Genomic DNA, 18,791 nt, shown 5'->3' on the forward strand with positions numbered 1-18,791 from the left:
GACTCATCGACCATTGTTCGATATTTCGTCACTCGGCTCCTCTCTCCCGGCCTTCGGTCTCGGCGGGCGCGCCCGCGCCTGACCCGCCCCCTGCCCGGGCCACGCACTCCGCACCACCGCCGACGGCCCCACACACCAGGAGACCCCCATGCGCCGACTCCTCGCCTGCCTCACGGCGGCGGCAGCCGCACTCGCCGGCCTCACCGTGACCGCCCCGGCGGCGACGGCCGCCGACTCGGGCACCTTCACCGTGCTCACCTACAACATCGCCGGTCTGCCCGAGAGCATCTCCAGCGCCCCGACGCCGCGCGAGTCCAGCACGACGGAGATCGGCCGGCGGATCGCGCCGTACGACCTCGTCCACGTCCAGGAGGACTTCAACTACCACGCCCGCCTGTACGCCGCCGACACCGCCCACCCCCACCGGACACCCACCAGTGGCGGGGCCGGCATCGGCAGCGGGCTCAACTCGCTGTCGAAGTCCCCCGACGACGTGGACGACTTCGAGCGGGCCCGCTGGCGGTCGTGCCAGTACGACTCCGGCGACTGTCTGACCCCCAAGGGCTTCACGTTCATGCGCGAGCGCCTCGCCGAGGGCGTGTACGTCGACTTCTACAACCTCCACACCAACGCCGGAACGAGCGCCGGGGACCTGCGGGCCCGCGCGGACAACCTCGACCAGCTCACCGACTTCATCACGACGCACTCGGCGGGCAACGCGGTCGTCGTCATGGGCGACACCAACACCCGCTACACCCGCACCGGCGACACCATCGCCGAGTTCGCCGCCGCCAACGGGCTCACCGACGCCTGGGTGGAACTGATCCGCGGCGGCACCCCGCCCGCCAAGGGCAGCGACCCCCTGCTCTGCGACCAGACCCGGCCGACCGTGCCCAACACCTGCGAGCTCGTGGACAAAGTCCTCTACCGCGGCAGCACCCTCGTCTCCCTGCGCGCCCTCTCCTACGACAACGAGCACGCGGCGTTCCTCAGCGGAGACGGACTCATGCTCTCCGACCACGACCCCGTCGCGGTCGGCTTCTCCTGGTCCCGCAACCCGGCCTTCCAGTCGACCGACCCGTTCGGCGGGCCGCACGGCGACCACTTCAACGACATCGACCGCGTCCCCGTGGGTGCCCGTGCCACCGCCGTCACCCTGAGCGCCGGCTCCCGGATCGACCGGCTCGCCCTCACCCTCGACAACGGCACCACGCTCACCCACGGAGGAACCGGCGGCACGGCGGCGTCCCTGACGCTCGGCAGCGGGGAGTACATCACCACCGCCCACCTGTGCCGGGGCCAGAATGACGGCCGCACCCGGATCTTCCACGCCCGGTTCACGACGAACCTCGGGCGTACCCTCGCCGGCGGCACGCCGACCTCCGACTGCGTCACCCGCACCGCTCCCCCCGGCCGGCAGATCACCGGCTTCCACGGCCGCGCGGGCGACGAGGTCGACAAGATCGGCTTCCTGCACACCCTGCGCTGACGTCGGCGTCCCGGCGGTCCGGACGCACGCCGGCCTCAAGCCCGACGACGCCGGCCCCGCGGCTCCCGCGCGGCTCAGCCCAGCGCGGGGATGATGTCGCTTCCGTAGGCGTCGATGGTGCCCTCGCGGTTGTCGTGCATGTCGTAGACCGCGAACTGGTCGACGCCCAGGTCCTTGAGGTGGCGGAGCTTGGCGATGTGGGTTTCGGCGGGCCCGAGGAGGCAGAAGCGGTCGACGATCTCGTCGGGAACGAAGGCCGTGTCGGGGTTCCCGGCGCGCCCGTGGTGGCTGTAGTCGTAGCCGTGCCGGTCCTTGATGTACGCGGTGAGCTCGTCCGGAACCATGTCCGAGTGCTCGCCGTACTTGGCGACGAGGTCGGCGACGTGGTTGCCGACCATGCCACCGAACCAGCGGCACTGGTCGCGGGCGTGGGCCAGCGCCGCAGGTGAGTCGTCGGCGGTGACGTACGCGGGGGCGGCGACGCAGATGGTGAGGGCGTCGGGGTCACGGCCGGCGTCGACGGCGGCCTGCCGGACGGCCTTGACCATCCATTCGGTGAGGAACGGGTCGGCGAGCTGGAGGATGAAGCCGTCCGCCTTCTGGCCCGCGAGGGCGAGGGCCTTCGGCCCGTACGCCGCCATCCACACCGGCAGCTTGCCGTTCTTGATCCACGGGATGCGGACCGCGTTGCCGTCCACCTCCGCCTCCCTGCCCTCCGCCAGGTCACGGATGACGTCGATGGCCTCGCCCAGGCGGGCCAGGGTGTTCGGTTTCCGGCCGGCGACACGCATGGCGGAGTCGCCGCGGCCGATGCCGCAGACGGTCCGGTTGCCGAACATGTCGTTGAGCGTCGCGAAGGTGGAGGCCGTCACCTCCCACGTCCTCGTCCCCGGGTTCGTCACCATCGTGCCGACGTGGAGCTTGGTGGTGTGTTCGAGGATCTGGCTGTAGATGACGAAGGGTTCCTGCCAGAGCACGGCGGAGTCGAAGGTCCAGCCGTAGCGGAAGCCGTTGCGCTCCGCCCGGCGCATCAGGCCGACGACCTGCGAGGCGGGCGGGTCGGTCTGCAGGACGAGTCCGAAGTCCAACGTGGTTCTCCTAGTTCAGGTACTGGCAGGTGGACCGCGGTACGAAGGTGCCGTGACCGGCGTGGCCGACGTACTTCCGCTGGTCGAGGACGATCTCGCCGCGCGAGAGCACGGTCTCGACCTGGCCGGTGACGGTCTTCCCCTCGTACGCCGAGTAGTCGACGTTCATGTGGTGGGTCTCGGCCGACAGGGTCTGGGTCGCGTGCGGGTCGTAGATGACGATGTCCGCGTCGGCACCGGGGGCGATCGTGCCCTTCTGCGGGTAGATGCCGAACATCCGGGCCGGACTCGCGCAGGCGATCTCGATCCACCTGCGCCGGGAGATGTGTCCGTCGACGACGGCCTGGTGGAGCAGGTCCATGCGGTTCTCGACGCCGGGAAGACCGTTGGGGATTTTGGAGAAGTCGCCCCGGCCCAGCTCCTTCTGGCCGACGAAGCAGAAGGGGCAGTGGTCGGTGGAGACCACCTGGAGGTCGTTCGTCCGCAGACCCCGCCACAGCGCGGCCTGGTGCTCCTTCGGCCGCAGCGGGGTGGAGCAGACGTATTTGGCGCCCTCGAAGTCCGGCTCCGCGAGGTTGTCGGTGGAGAGGAACAGATACTGCGGGCAGGTCTCGCCGAAGACGGGAAGTCCCTTGTCGCGGGCGGCGGCGAGTTCGGCGACGGCCTCTTCCGCCGACACGTGCACGACGTACAGCGGAGACCCCGCGACCCGGGCGAGCTGGATCGCGCGGTGGGTGGCCTCCGCCTCCAGGAGGGCCTTGCGGACCTCGCCGTGGTAGCGGGGATCGGTCTCTCCCCGGGCGAGGGCCTGCTCCACGAGGACGTCGATCGCGATGCCGTTCTCGGCGTGCATCATGATCAGGCCGCCCGTGTCCCCGGCCACCTGCATGGCGCGCAGGATCTGCCCGTCGTCCGAATAGAAGACGCCCGGATACGCCATGAACAGCTTGAACGAGGTCACGCCGTGCTCGATGAGCTTCGGCATCTCCTTGAGCGTCGACTCGTTCACGTCCGACATGATCATGTGGAACGCGTAGTCGATCGCGCACTTCCCGTCCGCCTTCTCGTGCCAGGCGTGCAGGCCGGCCTGCAGGGGCTCGCCCTTCGACTGCACGGCGAAGTCGACGATCGTGGTCGTCCCGCCCCACGCCGCCGCCCGCGTGCCCGTCTCGAAGGTGTCCGACGCGGACGTGCCGCCGAACGGCAGCTCCATGTGCGTGTGCGCGTCGACCCCGCCCGGGATGACGTACTTCTGCGAAGCGTCGATCACCCGGTCCGCCGTCCACTGCTGGCTGCCCGGCGCCGCCAGGGCGACCACCCGGCCGTGGTCGATCAGCACATCCGCGTGCGTTTCGTCGGCGGCGGTGATCACGAGACCGCCGGTGATCAGAGTCCGGGTCATTTCCCAGTATTCCCTTCTGCAGGGATCGGAGGGCTGCAGGAACTGGAGGGCTGCGAGTACGGGAGGGTTACAGGGACCGCAGGGCCTCTTCGAGGATCGCGGCGCCTTCCTCGGCCTCGGCGACGGTGAGCGAGAGCGGCGGGGCGATGCGCAGGGTGCTGGTGTTGTGGCCGCCGCCCTTGCCGATGAGCAGGCCGTTCTCGCGGGCGGCCTCCAGGACTGCGGTGGCCGCGTCCGGGTTCGCCCGGTCGGTGCCCGGTTCGGTGAGCTCGATGCCGATCATCAGACCGCGGCCGCGGACCTCCCGTACCGCCTCCACCCCGGCGGCCGCCGCCCGGACGCGTTCGATGAGGAGGCCGCCGACACGACGGGCGTTGCCCTGGAGGTCGTGCTCCAGGAGGTAGGAGAGGTTGGCCAGGCCGGCGGCCATGGTGATCGGTGAACCGCCGAAGGTGGAGATGGAGTTGGCGTCGAGGCAGTTCATGATCTCGGCGCGGGCCACGACGCCGCCGACGGACATGCCGTTGCCGATGCCCTTGGCGAAGGTGAGGATGTCGGGCGGTCCGGCCTGGCCGTGGGCCTGCCAGCCCCAGAAGTGGTCGCCGGTGCGGCCCCAGCCGGTCTGCACCTCGTCGGAGATCCAGAGGATGCCGTGCCGGTCGAGGACGCGGCGGAAGGCGGCGTACAGGCCGTCGGGCGGGGAGGTGAAGCCGCCGACGCCCTGGACGGGCTCGGCGATGAGGGCGGCGACGTCGCGGGTGTGGCCGAGGAGGTCCTCGAGGTCGGCGACGCATGCCTCGGTGAACCGCTCGTCGGTGTACTCGGCGTAGGGGCCGCGGGTGCGGACGCCGCCGTGCACGTACAGGGTCTGGAGCGGGGAGAGGCCGGTGGGCGACCAGGCGCGGTTGCCGGTGATGCCGACGGTGGAGAAGGAGCGGCCGTGGTAGCTGTTGCGCATCGCCAGGATCTGGTTCGAGCGGCGGTACGCGGTGGCGAGGAGGAGGGCCGTGTCGTTGGCCTCGGTGCCGGAGGTGGTGAAGAAGACGCGGGCGTCGGGGATGCCGGAGAGGCCGGCGACCCGCTCGGCGAGCTCCACCATGGGGCGGTTGAGGTAGAGCGTCGAGGAGTGGATGATCCGCCCGGCCTGCTCGGCGACGGCCTTGGTGACCTCGGGGAGGGCATGGGCGGTCATGGTGGTGAGGATGCCGCCGAAGAAGTCGAGGTACCTGCGCCCGTCGGCGTCCCAGACGTGGCGGCCCTCGCCGTGGGTGATCTCGATGGGGTCGCGGTAGTAGAGGGCGATCCAGTCGGGGATGACGGCCTTGTGCCGGGCGTACAGGCTGCTCACGGCTGCACCAGCCCGTCGTACGCGTCGGGGCGGCGGTCCCGGTAGAAGGCCCACTGCTGCCGGACCTGCTCGATGAGCCCGAAGTCCAGGTCTCGGACGAGGAGTTCCTCGGTCTTGTCGGAGGCGACGTCGCCGACGAACTGGCCGCGCGGGTCGACGAAGTAGCTGGTGCCGTAGAAGTCGTTGTCGCCGTACTCCTCGATGCCGACGCGGTTGATGGCGGCGACGAAGTACTCGTTGGCGACGGCGGCGGCGGGCTGCTCCAGCTGCCAGAGGTGGGAGGACAGGCCGCGGTGGGTGGCCGAGGGGTTGTAGACCAACTGTGCGCCGTTGAGACCGAGTTGGCGCCACCCCTCGGGGAAGTGGCGGTCGTAGCAGATGTAGACGCCGACCCGTCCGACGGCGGTGTCGAAGACCGGCCAGCCGATGTTTCCCGGGCGGAAGTAGTACTTCTCCCAGAAGCCCTTGACCTGGGGGATGTGGTGCTTGCGGTACTTGCCGAGGTAGCTGCCGTCGGCGTCGATGACGGCCGCGGTGTTGTAGTAGAAGCCGTCGCTCTCGACCTCGAAGACCGGGACGACGATCACCATGCCGGTCTCGCGGGCGAGGTCCCGCATCCGCCGGACGGTGGGGCCGTCGGGGACGGGCTCGGCCCAGCGGTAGTGCTCGGGCTCCTGGACCTGGCAGAAGTAGGGGGCGTTGAACACCTCCTGGAAGCCGATCACCTTGGCACCCTGCCGGGCGGCCTCGCGGGCGTGCTCCTCATGTTTGGCGATCATGGATTCGGTGTCGCCCGTCCAGGTCGCCTGGACGAGCGCGGCGCGTACGACGTCGGTCATGAGCTGCTCCTTCGGCACGGCGTCAGAGAGCCTCTACGCACGTAGACGCGGTGCGTAGGAGGAGAACGTAAGCCCCGTCACACCGCGGAGCAAGACCGCCGCCGCGAAGCGGCCGGGTCGATCATGTTTCATACCCGAGTGGTCCACGTCGGACACGTACTGACACATACGGACCCGTACGGATGAGGCCCTCACCGTCACCGTCGCGCCGGAGGGACGCTCGCCCATCCGCCACCGCAGCCCCGGAGGCCGCGCGGCCCGCGGGGTCTCCGTCCGTCATACCGCCGTCAGGCCCGCCACCCGCAGGGCGTGGAGCAGTCCGCGCTCCCGGGACGGGGAGACCGCGCGGGCCGCGACGAGGAGTTGGGGCACCAGCCCGTGGGGGTCCGCGCTCGCGAGCCGGGCGGCGTCCTCGGGGGCGCGGACCCGGACGAACGCCGTGAGCAGGGCGTGCGCCTCGCGGTGGCGCTCTTCCGCGTGCAGCGCCGCGCACGCCTCGGCGAGCTCCTCGACCGGGCGGGCGACGCCCTGCCGGAGCAACTGCTCGCAGTCGGCTGCCCGGCCCGCGTCGGCGAGCACGCCCGCGACGGCCGCGAGCCGGCCGGGCGGCAGCGTGGCCGCCTCCCAGAGCAGGGTGGACCAGTCGGCGCCGAGCCCGGCCCGGTGCAACTCGGCCGCGAGAGCGGGCAGCCGCGCGGGCTGCCCGTCGAGCGCCTCGCAGAGGAGGGCGTGGGCCTCGCCGCTGCGGCCCTGGGCGCGAAGACGCCGGAGGGCGTAGACGGCGTTGGCCGCGGCGCGGTCGGCCTCGGCGGGGTCGGGGGCGGGATTCGTGACGAGGCCCTCGACGGCGACGGCGGGCGTGGCACCCCCGAAGCGGGCCCCCCGGGGAGCCGCTCCCCCGGCCGGAAGCGCGGGCAGTGGGGCCGGTTCCTCGACCGCCGCTTCGGCGCCCTCCTCCAGCCAGGCGTACCGGGCGCCCCGGGGGCGCCGCCTGGCGGGCTTCACGGCACCGGCCGCCAGGTCGGCGGAGTCGGCGCGGGCGCCGTGCCCGGGGCCCGCCGCGCGGGCCGACACGTCCACCACCGGGCCGCTGGTACGAGCGGGGCCGGCACCGTCCGGGCCCGAGCCCCCGGCAGGCGGGGCCCACGCCGGACCCGCGGCACGGCCGGGCCCGCCCCGCGCCGGACCACCCATGTCAGCCCGCCCGACTCCCCCCGGACCGCCGACCCCCGCCGGCGCCCCCGGGACCCCTGGTCTCCCGCCCGGCGCGCGACGCCCCAGCTCGGCCAGCCTCCTCGTCAGTTCGCCGACCCGGGCCGTCGCCCTGGCGTGGTCGTCCCGGGTCCAGGCGAGGTCGTGTTCCAGGCGGGCGGCCTCCGCCGGGGACGGGGTCCTGTGCAGCCGGGCGGTGAGTTCGCGGCTCCGGGTCTCGGCGTGGCGGCGTTCGTCCTCCATGAGGTCCCGGCGGCGCGCGAGCGCCTCCGCTCCCCCGGGCCGGCCGTCGTGGGCGCCCGCGGCCGCTTCGTACAGGGCCCTGCCCTGGGCGGCGAAAGGCCCGTGGGCGGGTTCGCCCGCGTCCTGGAGGAGGGACTCGACGACGTCCCAGGGCAGGATCTCGGCCCCGTCGAGACAGGCCCGCAGGCCCTCCGGGTCGCGTGCGACGAAGACTTCGTACCAGCCGCCGTCCCGCCGCGCGCGGCCCACCAGCTCGACCAGCCAGCGCGTGAACGCCGCAACTTCCACCGGCAGTTGATCCACCGTCATAGGTCCTACACACCTGCCCCGCAGTCGACTGGAACCTTCCGGTCCGCGGGTATTGGACCGCAGTCGTGTTACGGGACGACTACGGACCGTTTTCATCCGGGTGCGAAGTCAGAACGTGACGACGATCCCGGTGTGAGGCCGCTTGCCGAGTCGGACGATCATGGCCGGCACGTCGGTCAGCCAGTACTGCCAGGTGTACTTGCGCGAGAGCAGGCGCCGGATCCGCCGCAGCTCCTCCCCCTCCACGAGCCGGCCCGTCCCGGCGAACCGTTCGGCGCCGTCGGCGATGTTGCCGCGCAGGTCGCAGACGGCGACCTCGACCCGGGGGTCGTTGCGCAGGCGCTTGACCTTCCAGGAGTCGGCGCGGGTCCACACGTACAGCTCGGCGCCCTCCACCGCGTACCAGACGGGTGTCGCGACGCCCGTGCCGTTCTTCCGGAAGGTGGTCAGGCTGACGTAGCGGCCGCGCCGCAGCTCTTCGGGCATCATGTCCGGCAGCCTAAAGCGCGCGGCCGGGGCTTCACGGGCCGGCGGCCTGGTGTGACCGTCCGAGGGTGTTGTCAGCCGACGCCGAGCGTCGCGACACGGTCAGCCGGCGGCGTGCTCGTACGCGCTGCGGGCCTCGCTGATCTCGGGGGCGTGGGTACGCGCCCAGTCGCATGCCGTGTCGAGCGGGGCGAGGAGGGACCGGCCGAGGGCGGTGAGGGCGTACTCGACGCGGGGCGGGTTCTCGTCGTGGACGGTACGGGTGAGGAAGCCGTCGCGCTCCATGGCGCGGAGGGTCTCGGTGAGGACCTTGGGGGTGATCCAGTGCAGGGGGACGCGGAGTTCGGAGAAGCGGCGGGGCGTCCCGTCCTCCAGGCAGCGCAGCACCATCGCCGTCCACTTGCCGCCGACGCGGATGGGCTGTGCGGGGCCCCCGCCGCAGTCGGGATCGTGGAAGAGGGAGGGGCTCAGCGGCTCCGCGAAGGACTTCTCGATCATGAGTCCGACGCTAGCCCAGTACCGTTGAAGTAACCAGGGGTGCCCGTTCTACGGTCCCGTCATGAACAACGACAGCAGCGACAACGGCAAGCACATTCTGGTCTTCGGCGCCGGCGGGCGGGTCGGCCGGGCGACTGTGGCGGAGGCGGTGGCCCGGGGCCACCGCGTGACCGCCGTGGTCCGCGACCCGGACGCGTACCGCGACCTGGAGGGCGCGGGCGTCACGCTCGTACGGGGCGACGCGACGGACGCGGCCTCGGTGGCGGCGCTCGCGGCGGGCCACGACGCGGCGGTGAACGCGGCGGTCCGTCTCGACGTGCCCTCGGCCGACTTCTTCACGGCCGCGGCCAAGGCACTGGTCGCCGGTCTCACCGAGGCGGGGGTCGGGCGGCTCCTCACCCTGGGCATCGTCACGACCCTGGAGACCGCTCCCGGCGTGCGGGTGATGGACGCGCCCGACTTCCCGGCGGATTGGCGGGCCTTCGCCCAGGGGCATGTGGCCGAGTTCGAGCTGCTCTCGGCGGAGGCCGGGGACGGGCTCGACTGGCTGATGGTGATCCCGCCGATGGACCTGAACGCGGAGGCGGAGGCGACGGGCGGCTACCGGACGGCGGTCGGCACGGTGCTCGACGGTCCGGGCCGCATCGCCCACGCCGATCTGGCGCTCGCGCTCCTGGACGAGATCGAGCGCCCGCGCCACAGCCGGGTGCAGCTGGCGGTCTCCGTCTGAGAGGTCGGCTCAGGCGGGGGCGGGAGTGCAGTGCACCACCAGTGCGTCCATGGAGAGACCGAGGACCCCGGCCAGGGCCGCGACGGTGAAGAAGGCCGGGGTCGGGGCCCGGCCGGTCTCGATCTTGCGGAGGGTCTCGGCGGAGAGACCGGCGGCCGCGGCGATCTCGACCATGGACCGCTCGCCGCGCGCCTCGCGCAGGAGCAGGCCCAGGCGCTCGCCGCGCTCGCGCTCTTCGGGGGTCAGGGGTGTGCGCACCATGCCCCCATTCTAATACCGGTATAGTAATTGGTCATGGTGGAGATCAAGACGAACGAATCCCTGGCGGCCATGCGCGAGGCGGGCCGGGTGGTGGCCCGTGCCCTGGCGGCCGTACGAGAGAAGGCGGCGCCCGGTGTCACGCTCACCGAGCTCGACCGGGCCGCGCGCGCGGTGCTCACCGAGGCGGGCGCCGGGTCGCCCTTCCTCGGCTACCGCCCGGAGTGGGCCCCGGTGCCGTTCCCCGCGGTCGTGTGCGTCTCCGTGAACGACGCGATCGTGCACGGCATCCCGGACGGGACCCGGCTGGCTCCGGGCGACCTCGTCTCGGTGGACTGCGGGGCGACGCTGGGCGGCTGGGCGGGGGACGCGGCCGTCAGCTTCACCGTCGGCCCGGCCCGGCCGGAGGACACCCGGCTGATCGCCGCGGCGGAGGAGGCCCTGGAGGCCGGCATCGCCGCGGCCGTCGTCGGCAACCGCATCGGCGACATCGCCCACGCGATCGGCCGGGTCTGCCGGTCAGCGGGGTACGGCATCCCCGACGGCTTCGGCGGCCACGGCATCGGCCGCGCCATGCACGAGGACCCGGGCGTGCCCAACGAGGGACGCCCGGGCCGGGGCATGAGGCTGCGTCACGGAATGGTGCTCGCGATCGAGCCGATGCTCATCGGCGGCGGCACGGACGAGCACTACACGGCGCCGGACGGCTGGACGATCCGCACGGTCGACGGCTCGCGCGCGTCCCACGCCGAGCACACGGTGGCGATCACGGACGACGGCCCGCGCGTCCTGACGGCGCTGTAGCCGGACCCGGGACCTCCGTCAGGCGCCGGGCGCCCGTCAGGACGCCGACCCCGGGACCTCCGTCGGTACGGCCGTCGTCAGGACGCCGGCCGCACCACCATCGCCGAGCCCCCGCCCCTGCGGACCGTCTCCGCGGCGGCCACCCAGCGGCCGTCGGGGAGGCGCTGCACGCCGGTCGCCGCGCCGATCTCCGGGTTCTGCCGGAAGCCGTGCCCGATACCCTCCAGCTGAGTCCTCAACGGACTGTTCCACAGGGCAGGTTCGAGCTCGGTGGTGGCCTGGTTCCGCTGGCTGGCACGCGGCGCGGCGATCGCGTCGACGAGCGGAAGACCCCGGTCGACGACACCCGTCAGGGTCTGCAGGACCGTGGTGATGATGGTCGCGCCGCCCGGCGAGCCGAGCGCGAGGACGGGCCGGTGGTGCCGGTCGAGGACGATCGTCGGGGAGATCGAGGAGCGCGGCCGCTTGCCGGGGCCGGGCAGGTTGGGGTCGTGGACCGCCGGGTTGGCCGGGGCGAAGGAGAAGTCGGTCAGTTCGTTGTTGAGCAGGAAGCCCCGGCCGGGCACGGTGATGCCGCTGCCGCCGGTGGACTCGATGGTGAGGGTGTAGGCGACGACGTTGCCCCACTTGTCGGCCACCGTCAGATGGGTGGTGTTCTCGCCCTCGTACGTGGTCGGGGCGGCCGTCCCCCCGCTGGCGCAGGGCGCCGGACGGGCGGGGTCACCCGGGGCGAGCGGACTGGTGAGGGCGGCGTCGTCGCGGATCAGGCAGGCCCGGGAGTCGGCGAACCGCTGGGAGAGCAGGCCGCGCGTCGGCACGGACTCGAAGGCCGGGTCGCCGACCCAGCGGCCCCGGTCGGCGAAGGCGATGCGGCTGGCCTCGATGTACCGGTGCAGGTAGCGGGCCGGGGAGGCCGCCGCGAGGTCGGTGCGCTCCAGGATGTTGAGCGCCTCGCCGACGCTCGTGCCGCCCGAGGAGGACGGGGCCATGCCGTAGACGTCGAGCCCGCGGTACGAGACCTTCGTGGGCCTGCGGGACTCGGTGCGGTACGCGGCGAGGTCGGCTTCCGTCAGGTCCCCGGGACGGACGGTGCGGGTGGCGCCCGCGCGGAGCGGGGGCGTACGGACGGTGTTGACGATGTCCCGGGCGAGCGGCCCCCGGTAGAGGGCGCCGACGCCTTCGCGGCCGAGCTTCTCGTACGTACGGGCCAGGTCGGGGTTCTTGAAGACGCTGCCGACCACGGGCAGCTGCCCGCCGGGCAGGAAGAGCGCCGAGGTGGCCGGGAAGTCGCGGAACCGGGCCTCGTTGGCGGCGGTCTGGGCGCGGAACGTGGGGTCGACGGTGAAGCCGTCGCGGGCGAGCCGCTCGGCGGGTTCGAGCAGGGTGCCGAGCCGCTTGGTGCCCCAGGCGTCGAGGGCGGTCTTCCAGGTGGCGGGGGTGCCGGGGGTGCCGACGCCGAGGCCGCTGGTCTGGCCCTCCTCGAAGGGGATGGGCGTGCCGTTCTCCACGAAGAGGCCGGCGTCGGCGGTGCGGGGCGCGGTCTCGCGCCCGTCGACGGTCCGCACGGTCCGGCTCTTCGCGTCGTAGTACACGAAGTATCCGCCGCCCCCGATGCCCGCCGAGTACGGCTCGGTGACTCCGAGGGCGGCCGCGACGGCGACAGCGGCGTCGACCGCGTTGCCGCCCTCGCGGAGGACCTCGATGCCGGCGGCCGAGGCGTCGGCGTCGACGCTGGCGACGGCGCCGCCGTACCCGACGGCGACGGGTTCCTTGACCGGTGGGTCCACGACGGGCGGGGCCTTCGGCGGCGCGGCGGCGCCGATCGAGAGGACCGTCGCCGTGACGGCGAGCAGAGAGACCCTGCCAGTGGTGGAGCGCCGCATTCGTACCTCCAGTCAACGACCGTCCGCGCAGCGTAACTTCCCGCGGCCCTTTCCGTCAGGAGCGCCTCGAACAGAGGGCCGTTTCGCCGCTAGCATGCGCGCCCATGAACGAAGACCTGCGCAACGTGGTGCTCGGGGTCCTGGCCACCGGCGTCAGCGGCTCCCTCGGGTGGCTGACCCGCACCTACTTCTGGCGGCGGCGTCTGCGCCGCAAGCAGGCCTTCTTCGGGCTGCCCTCCGGCTCGGAGTGTCTGCTCGTGGTGAACCGTCTGGCCGGCAGCGACCGCGGGGTGCACGCCACCGACGTGTCGGCGCTGCTCGAGCTGGCGGCGCTGGTCAAGGACTGCGGGGCGCGGCCCCGGATCGTGCAGCACGACACCGCCCGCCAGGGCCTCGGGGAGATAGCCGAATTCTGCATCGGCGGCCCTTACTCCAACCGGCGTATGGCTGCCCATCTGCGGAGCCTGCTGCCGGGGCTCACGATGAACGTCGAGCAGGAGCCGCCCGAGGACCGGGGGATGATCACCGTGGCGGGCGAGACCCACCGCCCGGTGTGGGGGGTCGACGAGTACGTGGTCCTCGCGCGCCTCACCCGTGGCGAGGGCCGCCGGCCGGTGTTCCTGCTCTGCGGCCAGGCCGCGGTCACCAATCAGGCCGCGGCGCGGTATCTGGCCCGCCACCACAAGGCGCTGACCGCCGGGTACGGGCCGTACGGCTCCTTCGTACTGCTGCTGAGGGTGGTCGACTCGCAGGCGTACGGGCCCGATGTGGTGGAGCTGGTGGCGGACGTCACGAGCGCGGCGCGGACGGCGCCGTCGGCCGCACCGGCAGCGACTTGATCCCGTTGATGAAGTTGGAGACGAGGCGCCGGGGCGGTCCGGCGGGTTCCAGACCGCCGCAGACCGCGCGCACCTCCTCGTAGAACACGCGGAGCTGGAGCCGGGCGAAGTGGGCGCCGAGGCAGACGTGCGGCCCGTCGCCGAAGGAGACGTGCGGGTTGGGGGTCCGGCCGAGGTCGAGGCGGTGCGGCTCGGCGAAGACGCGCTCGTCGTGGTTGGCGGAGGCGTGGAACACGACGACCTTGTCGCCTTCGCGGATCTTCTGCCCGGCCAGCTCGGTGTCTCGGGCGGCGGTGCGGCGGAAGGAGAGCACGGGTGGGTGCACGCGCAGGAGTTCCTCCACCGCCGTGCCCATGGAGACCTCACCGGCCCACAGCCTTCTCTGTTCCAGCGGGTGTCCGGCGAGGGCGAGGACGCCGCCGGGGGCCGCGCTGCGGACGGTGTCGTTCCCGGCGACGGTGAGCAGGAAGAAGAACATCTCCAGCTCGGCGTCGGCGAGTTCGGAGGCGGCGAGGACGCTCATGACGTCGTCCGCAGGATATGTGCGCTTGTACGCGGCGAGCTCCTGCGCGTAACCGAACATCTCGGCGAGCATGGCCGGCGAGCGGGGGTTGACCGGCCGCCCCTCGGCGTCGAGGACCGGCGGCTCGTCGGGGTCCTGGTAGGCGATGACCCGCTCGGTCCAGGCGTGCAGAAGCCCCCGGTCGCTCGCGGGCACCCCGAGCAGGTCGGTGAGGTTGAGCAGCGCGTAGTCGTCGGTGACGGAGCGGACGAGGTCCACCTCGCCGCCGTCCGCGAAGGCCGCGCCGAGCAGCGCGCGGGCCCGGTCGCGCGCTGTCACGGTGAAGCGCTCGATCCGCCCCGGGGTGAAGGCCCGGCTGACGAGCCGCCGCAACCGCCCGTGGTCCGGCGGGTCCTGATTGAGCATCATGCGCCGGATGAAGGGCAGGTCGGCCGGGTCGGGGTCGCGGATCTGGGTGGCGCCGAGGTGCGAGGAGTACGTCTCCGAGTCCTTGAGCACCCGGACGACGTCGGCGTGCCGGGTGACGGCCCAGAACCCGGTCCCGGCGGCCCAGCCGAGAACCTCCGGCTCCTCCTGCCGGGCGATGGGCGCCAGGTCGCGCAGGATGCGGAAGCGGTCGTGCGGGATGCCGGCGGCGTAGATGCGCGGGTCGAAGACGTCGGGGAGTTCCACGGATCAAGACTGGGGGTGCCCGCGCACCCGCGCAATCGTTACCCGCACGTAACTTACCGACCGGTTACCACGGGTAAGTCGCGCCGGTTACCGTCGGGTCACTTTCACTGCCCCCCAACAGTGCCCCCCAGTGAGGAGTGCCCCCGTGCGCACATCCCTTGCCCTTGCCGTCTCGGCCGCTCTCGTGGCCGGGTCGGTCCTCGGGCTCGCGCCCGCCGCCCAGGCCGCCGAGACCGCCGGATCCCTCCGCTTCGTCGACATCGCCGGGGACGGCGGCACCGTCCTCAAGGCGAACGTCGTCACCCCCGCCGGAGACGACGCCGCCCGCCACCCCCTGATCGTGCTGCCCACCAGCTGGGCCATGCCCCAGGTCGAGTACCTCGCCCAGGCGCGGAAGCTCGCCGACTCCGGTTACGTCGTGGTGAGTTACAACTCGCGCGGTTTCTGGCAGTCGGGCGGGGAGATCGAGACCGCGGGCCCCAGGGACATCGCCGACGCCTCCAAGGTGATCGACTGGGCCCTCGCGAACACCCCGGCCGACCCGGCCCACGTGGGCATGGCGGGAGTCTCGTACGGCGCGGGCATCAGCCTGCTCGCGGCCGCGCACGACCCGCGGATCAAGGCCGTCGCGGCGCTCAGTGGCTGGGCCGACCTGATCGATTCCATCTACAGCGGCCGCACCCAGCACCTCCAGGCCGCCGCCCTGCTCGGCGGCGCCGGATACCTCACGGGCCGCCCCGGGCCCGAACTCCAGCAGATCCTCGGTGACTTCCTCTCCTCCAACCTGGCCAAGGAGGAGGACATGATCGCCTGGGGCCGCGAGCGCTCCGCCGTCGAGCAGCTGGACCGGATCAACGCCAACGGCACCGCGATCATGCTCGGCAACGCCTGGGGCGACACCGTCTTCCCGCCCAACCAGTACGCGGGCTTCTACGAGAAGCTCACCGGACCCAAGCGGCTCGAGTTCCGTCCGGGCGACCACGCCACCGCCGAGGCCACCGGCCTCCTCGGTCTGCCCAACGACACCTGGACCAGCGCCCACCGCTGGTTCGACCACTACCTCAAGGGCGCCGACAACGGAGTCGACCGCGAACAGCCCGTCCAGCTCAAGCCCCGGTCCGACGCCGGGTACGAGGGCTACGCCGACTGGAAGTCCCTCGACGCCGACCGGCGGAAGTTCGACCTGGGCGGTACGCAGCGGATCCGGGCCAACGTCGACTCCGGCGCCAACGGCGGCGTCGTCATGCTCTCCAACCTCCTGGACCAGTTCTTCCAGGCCCCGCCCGTCGCCTCGATCCCCCTTCTCCCCCGCGCCTTCGCCGGCGTCTGGCAGTCGGAGCGGTACGACACCCCGCAGCGGGTGCGCGGGACGGTGAAGGTGCACACCACGGTCAGCTCCACCGAGGAGAGCGGCACCCTCGTCGCGTACCTCTACGACGTGGGCCCGCTCGGGCTGGGCAAGCTGGTGAGCAACGCCCCGTACACCTTCCACGACCGGACCCCGGGGCAGCCGTTCGGCGTCGACCTGGAGCTCTTCTCGACGGCCTACGACGTCCCGGCCGGGCACCGGCTCGCGCTGGTCGTCGACACCGTCGACCCGCTCTACATCGAGCACAACCCGACCGGCGCGCAGCTGACCTTCTCCTCCCCCTCGGCCGACCCGTCGTACGTGTCGGTTCCGCTGCGGGCGGAGTGATCACCGGCTGCTGCCGGGCGGGTGCGGCTCTTGCCCGCTACTGCTGTCCCGGCAGCAGCGTCTGCGGTTCGGCCGCTGCGACGTCCACGGCCTTCGTCTTCGGGCTGCGGCGCTCCCTGCGGGCCACCCAGGTGGCGAACCAGGAGAGCAGCATGCACATCCCGATGTAGATCGGTGAGATGACGAGCACGACGGGGATGAACGGCAGGTCGTAGTCGAGGTTGGACGCGATCAGCTTGCCGGCGTGCAGGAACTCCTCGTAGGTGATGAGGAAGCCCAGCGAGGTGTCCTTGAGGGCGACCACGAGCTGGCTGATGATGGCCGGCAGCATCGCGCGGACGGCCTGCGGCACCAGGACGTACGTCATGACCTGCGTCTTGCGCATGCCGAGCGCGTACGCGGCCTCGCCCTGGCCGCGTGCGACGGAGTGGATGCCGGTGCGGAAGACCTCGGCGAGCACGGAGCCGTTGTAGAGGGTGAGTCCGGCGACGAGCGCGGGCAGCGGCTGCACCTTGAGGGCCACGAAGATGAAGAAGATCATCACGAGGACGGGCATGGCGCGGAAGAACTCGACGAGCAGCGTCGAGATCCACCGCAGCACCCGGTGCTCGGAGAGGCGCCCGGTGGCGAGGACCGCGCCGAGGGCGAGCGAGAGCACCGAGGCGTAGGCGAAGGCCTTGAGCGTGTTGCCGAGCCCCCTGAGCAGCAGCTCCTGGATGCCCTCGTACGCGAAGGGCGTCCACTTGGTGGAGGTGAACTGGTCGGTGTCGAAGAGCAGGGAGAGGATCCAGCCGGCCAGCGCGAGGATCACCAGGGTGGACGCGAGTCCGTAGAGGAGGTGACGACGCCGCGCGCTCGGCCCGGGGATGTCGTAGAGGGCGGTGGACTCGGTCATCGGGCGACTCCCCAGCGCTTCTCCAGGATGTTGAAGAGGGCGCTGATGGTGAGGGTGATGATCAGGTATCCGACGGCGATCCAGACGAACGTCCAGACGATGTTGTAGCCGAGTTCGCTCAGCGTCTTGTAGGTGCCGAGGAGTTCGGTGACGCTGAACGCCCCCGCGATCGCCGAGTTCTTGGCGAGGGCGATGAGGGTGGAGCCGATGGGCGGGATGACCGTGCGGAAGGCCTGCGGCAGCACGATCGTGGAGAGGGTCTGGGAGAAGGTCATGCCCAGGCTGCGGGCGGCCTCCCCTTGGCCGCGCGGCACGGTGTTGATGCCGGAGCGCAGCACCTCGCAGATGAAGGCGGAGGTGTAGCAGCCGAGGGCGAGGACCGCGAACAGCTTGAAGGGCAGCACGAGTCCGAAGCGGGGCAGGCCCAACATGACCGCGAAGAAGAGCAGGGTCAGCGGGGTGTTGCGCAGGACGGTGACCCAGACCGTGCCGAAGACCCGGAAGGAGCCCACGGGCGCGACCCGGAAGGAGGCCATGACGAAGCCCAGGACGAGGGCGAGGGCCGAGGCGTAGACGGTGATTTCCACGGTGCCGAGGAACCCCTCGGCATAGAGCGAGAAGTTGTCTGTGAGTACGTCCATGTCAGCAGGGCGAGTCCTCAGTTGGCCGGGTAGCGGTCGATGGCGGGGGGCTGCGGGGCGGGGACCCCGGAGAGGCCGAGGGTGGCGTCGTACGCCTTCCGCCAGTCGCCGTTCTTCTCGTGGGCGGCGAGGGCGTCGTCGAGGGCGAAGCGCAGCGCGTCGTCGCCTCGCGGGACACCGATGCCGTACGGCTCCTCGGAGAACGGCTTGCCGACGACCTTGAGTTCGTCGGGGACCTTGGCGGCGTAGCCCATGAGGATCGTGTCGTCGGTGGTCACCGCGTCGACCTGGTAGGTCAGCAGGTTGTCCACGCAGGCGGAGTAGGTGTCGTAGGCGACGAGTTCGGCCTTCGGGTAGTCCTTCTCGATCCGCTGGTACGGGGTGGAGCCGGCGGCCGAGCACACCCGCTTGCCGGCCAGGTCCCCGGGCCCGTCGATGTCGCGCTCGTCGGTGCGGACCAGGAGGGACTGGCCGGCGCGGTAGTAGGGGCCGGCGAACCCGACGAGCTTCTTGCGGTTGTCGTTGATGGTGTACGTGCCGACGTAGTAGTCGATCTGGCCGTTCTGGAGTGCCGTCTCGCGGTTGGCCGAGGCGATCGTACGGAAGTCGACGCGGGCCGGGTCGAAGCCGAGGGAGGCGGCCATCATCTTGGCGATCTCGATGTCGAAGCCGGAGTAGCGGCCGGTGGCCGGGTCCTTCTCGCCCATGTAGGGCTGGTCCTCCTTGGCGCCGACGACGAGCCGGCCGCGCTTCTTCGCCCGGTTCCAGGTGGCCGAATCGGGCAGGGTGAAGCCGGACTGGACCTGATAGACGGGGAGTTGGTCGGGCTGCGGCCCCTTGACGGGCGGGCTGCCCTCCTTGCCGCAGCCGCCGAGCGCCGACGCCACGGCGAGCAGCAGGGCGAGCGCGGCCAGGGTCCGGTGCGTACGCTGCATG

General features: G+C 71.9%; 18 protein-coding genes. 5 read left to right on the forward strand and 13 right to left on the reverse strand.

Annotated features, from left to right (window positions below):
* The first annotated feature begins 148 nt into the window (after positions 1-148).
* Complete coding sequence (locus ACZ51I_RS10205) at positions 149-1,489, forward strand: jacalin-like lectin (protein WP_468873448.1); 1,341 nt, start codon at positions 149-151, stop codon at positions 1,487-1,489.
* Between the two features lie 74 nt (positions 1,490-1,563).
* Here ACZ51I_RS10205 and ACZ51I_RS10210 read toward each other — a convergent pair whose 3' ends face one another.
* The 7 genes from ACZ51I_RS10210 to ACZ51I_RS10240 form a co-directional block, all read right to left on the reverse strand.
* Positions 1,564-2,577 (reverse strand): TIGR03842 family LLM class F420-dependent oxidoreductase, encoded by a 1,014-nt coding sequence (locus ACZ51I_RS10210; RefSeq protein ID WP_468873450.1) that lies wholly within the window; start codon positions 2,575-2,577, stop codon positions 1,564-1,566.
* Positions 2,578-2,587: 10 nt separating this feature from the next.
* Entirely contained in the window at positions 2,588-3,979 is a 1,392-nt protein-coding gene (gene hydA / locus ACZ51I_RS10215) for a dihydropyrimidinase (RefSeq protein ID WP_468873452.1), read from the reverse strand.
* A 67-nt stretch (positions 3,980-4,046) separates the two neighbouring features.
* Positions 4,047-5,327, reverse strand: coding sequence for an aspartate aminotransferase family protein (locus ACZ51I_RS10220; RefSeq protein ID WP_468873454.1), 1,281 nt, complete (start codon positions 5,325-5,327; stop codon positions 4,047-4,049).
* Entirely contained in the window at positions 5,324-6,166 is an 843-nt protein-coding gene (locus ACZ51I_RS10225; RefSeq protein WP_468873456.1) for a nitrilase-related carbon-nitrogen hydrolase, read from the reverse strand. Before ACZ51I_RS10225 ends, ACZ51I_RS10220 begins: the two co-directional genes overlap by 4 nt.
* Positions 6,167-6,442: 276 nt before the next feature.
* Positions 6,443-7,930 (reverse strand): UL36 very large tegument protein, encoded by a 1,488-nt coding sequence (locus ACZ51I_RS10230; RefSeq protein WP_468873459.1) that lies wholly within the window; start codon positions 7,928-7,930, stop codon positions 6,443-6,445.
* Between the two features lie 108 nt (positions 7,931-8,038).
* Positions 8,039-8,419, reverse strand: a complete 381-nt coding sequence (locus ACZ51I_RS10235) for a PPOX class F420-dependent oxidoreductase (protein WP_468873461.1) — start codon at positions 8,417-8,419, stop codon at positions 8,039-8,041.
* A gap of 99 nt (positions 8,420-8,518) precedes the next feature.
* Entirely contained in the window at positions 8,519-8,914 is a 396-nt protein-coding gene (locus tag ACZ51I_RS10240) for a winged helix-turn-helix transcriptional regulator (protein ID WP_468873463.1), read from the reverse strand.
* A 61-nt stretch (positions 8,915-8,975) separates the two neighbouring features.
* Between ACZ51I_RS10240 and ACZ51I_RS10245 the strand changes: the two genes are divergently transcribed.
* Positions 8,976-9,644, forward strand: coding sequence for an NAD(P)-dependent oxidoreductase (locus ACZ51I_RS10245; RefSeq protein ID WP_468873465.1), 669 nt, complete (start codon positions 8,976-8,978; stop codon positions 9,642-9,644).
* A 9-nt stretch (positions 9,645-9,653) separates the two neighbouring features.
* Here ACZ51I_RS10245 and ACZ51I_RS10250 read toward each other — a convergent pair whose 3' ends face one another.
* Positions 9,654-9,905 (reverse strand): helix-turn-helix domain-containing protein, encoded by a 252-nt coding sequence (locus ACZ51I_RS10250; protein ID WP_468873467.1) that lies wholly within the window; start codon positions 9,903-9,905, stop codon positions 9,654-9,656.
* A gap of 33 nt (positions 9,906-9,938) precedes the next feature.
* Here ACZ51I_RS10250 and map point away from each other — a divergent pair, with 33 nt between their 5' ends.
* On the forward strand, positions 9,939-10,706 hold the full coding sequence (gene map, locus ACZ51I_RS10255; RefSeq protein WP_468873469.1) for a type I methionyl aminopeptidase: 768 nt from the start codon (positions 9,939-9,941) through the stop codon (positions 10,704-10,706).
* A gap of 77 nt (positions 10,707-10,783) precedes the next feature.
* Here map and ggt read toward each other — a convergent pair whose 3' ends face one another.
* On the reverse strand, positions 10,784-12,589 hold the full coding sequence (gene ggt, locus ACZ51I_RS10260; protein ID WP_468873471.1) for a gamma-glutamyltransferase: 1,806 nt from the start codon (positions 12,587-12,589) through the stop codon (positions 10,784-10,786).
* A gap of 104 nt (positions 12,590-12,693) precedes the next feature.
* Here ggt and ACZ51I_RS10265 point away from each other — a divergent pair, with 104 nt between their 5' ends.
* Positions 12,694-13,428 carry a hypothetical protein gene (locus ACZ51I_RS10265; protein ID WP_468873474.1) on the forward strand — a complete coding sequence of 245 codons (735 nt, stop codon included), beginning with the start codon at positions 12,694-12,696 and terminating at the stop codon, positions 13,426-13,428.
* Here the strand turns inward: ACZ51I_RS10265 and ACZ51I_RS10270 are convergent.
* A complete protein-coding gene (locus ACZ51I_RS10270; RefSeq protein ID WP_468873477.1) occupies positions 13,379-14,623 on the reverse strand; it encodes a cytochrome P450 in 1,245 nt (414 codons plus the stop codon). The two genes, ACZ51I_RS10265 and ACZ51I_RS10270, sit on opposite strands and share 50 nt — an antisense overlap.
* Before the next feature lie 145 nt (positions 14,624-14,768).
* Here ACZ51I_RS10270 and ACZ51I_RS10275 point away from each other — a divergent pair, with 145 nt between their 5' ends.
* Positions 14,769-16,319, forward strand: coding sequence for an alpha/beta fold hydrolase (locus ACZ51I_RS10275; RefSeq protein WP_468873479.1), 1,551 nt, complete (start codon positions 14,769-14,771; stop codon positions 16,317-16,319).
* A 37-nt stretch (positions 16,320-16,356) separates the two neighbouring features.
* On the opposite strand, the gene ACZ51I_RS10280 is transcribed toward ACZ51I_RS10275, so the two are convergent.
* Genes ACZ51I_RS10280 through ACZ51I_RS10290 form a run of 3 tightly spaced genes read right to left on the reverse strand, consistent with a single transcriptional unit; the run spans position 16,357 to position 18,790 of the window.
* On the reverse strand, positions 16,357-17,214 hold the full coding sequence (locus ACZ51I_RS10280; protein WP_468873482.1) for an amino acid ABC transporter permease: 858 nt from the start codon (positions 17,212-17,214) through the stop codon (positions 16,357-16,359).
* Positions 17,211-17,855, reverse strand: a complete 645-nt coding sequence (locus tag ACZ51I_RS10285) for an amino acid ABC transporter permease (RefSeq protein ID WP_468873483.1) — start codon at positions 17,853-17,855, stop codon at positions 17,211-17,213. The genes ACZ51I_RS10280 and ACZ51I_RS10285 overlap by 4 nt, the downstream gene beginning before the upstream one ends.
* 17 nt (positions 17,856-17,872) lie before the next feature.
* On the reverse strand, positions 17,873-18,790 hold the full coding sequence (locus ACZ51I_RS10290) for a glutamate ABC transporter substrate-binding protein (RefSeq protein WP_468873486.1): 918 nt from the start codon (positions 18,788-18,790) through the stop codon (positions 17,873-17,875).
* Position 18,791: the final 1 nt, after the last annotated feature.

It is taken from the genome of Streptomyces sp. NPDC034084, assembly GCF_055575535.1.

Bases quoted from the DNA above. Each gene is read 5' to 3' on its own strand.
- ACZ51I_RS10205 (WP_468873448.1), top strand. From the start codon at position 149: ATGCGCCGACTCCTCGCCTGCCTCACGGCGGCGGCAGCCGCACTCGCC.
- hydA (WP_468873452.1), bottom strand. From the start codon at position 3,979: ATGACCCGGACTCTGATCACCGGCGGTCTCGTGATCACCGCCGCCGAC.
- ACZ51I_RS10225 (WP_468873456.1), bottom strand. From the start codon at position 6,166: ATGACCGACGTCGTACGCGCCGCGCTCGTCCAGGCGACCTGGACGGGC.
- ACZ51I_RS10230 (WP_468873459.1), bottom strand. From the start codon at position 7,930: ATGACGGTGGATCAACTGCCGGTGGAAGTTGCGGCGTTCACGCGCTGG.
- ACZ51I_RS10235 (WP_468873461.1), bottom strand. From the start codon at position 8,419: ATGATGCCCGAAGAGCTGCGGCGCGGCCGCTACGTCAGCCTGACCACC.
- ACZ51I_RS10240 (WP_468873463.1), bottom strand. From the start codon at position 8,914: ATGATCGAGAAGTCCTTCGCGGAGCCGCTGAGCCCCTCCCTCTTCCAC.
- ACZ51I_RS10245 (WP_468873465.1), top strand. From the start codon at position 8,976: ATGAACAACGACAGCAGCGACAACGGCAAGCACATTCTGGTCTTCGGC.
- ACZ51I_RS10250 (WP_468873467.1), bottom strand. From the start codon at position 9,905: ATGGTGCGCACACCCCTGACCCCCGAAGAGCGCGAGCGCGGCGAGCGC.
- map (WP_468873469.1), top strand. From the start codon at position 9,939: ATGGTGGAGATCAAGACGAACGAATCCCTGGCGGCCATGCGCGAGGCG.
- ggt (WP_468873471.1), bottom strand. From the start codon at position 12,589: ATGCGGCGCTCCACCACTGGCAGGGTCTCTCTGCTCGCCGTCACGGCG.
- ACZ51I_RS10265 (WP_468873474.1), top strand. From the start codon at position 12,694: ATGAACGAAGACCTGCGCAACGTGGTGCTCGGGGTCCTGGCCACCGGC.
- ACZ51I_RS10280 (WP_468873482.1), bottom strand. From the start codon at position 17,214: ATGACCGAGTCCACCGCCCTCTACGACATCCCCGGGCCGAGCGCGCGG.
- ACZ51I_RS10285 (WP_468873483.1), bottom strand. From the start codon at position 17,855: ATGGACGTACTCACAGACAACTTCTCGCTCTATGCCGAGGGGTTCCTC.
- ACZ51I_RS10290 (WP_468873486.1), bottom strand. From the start codon at position 18,790: ATGCAGCGTACGCACCGGACCCTGGCCGCGCTCGCCCTGCTGCTCGCC.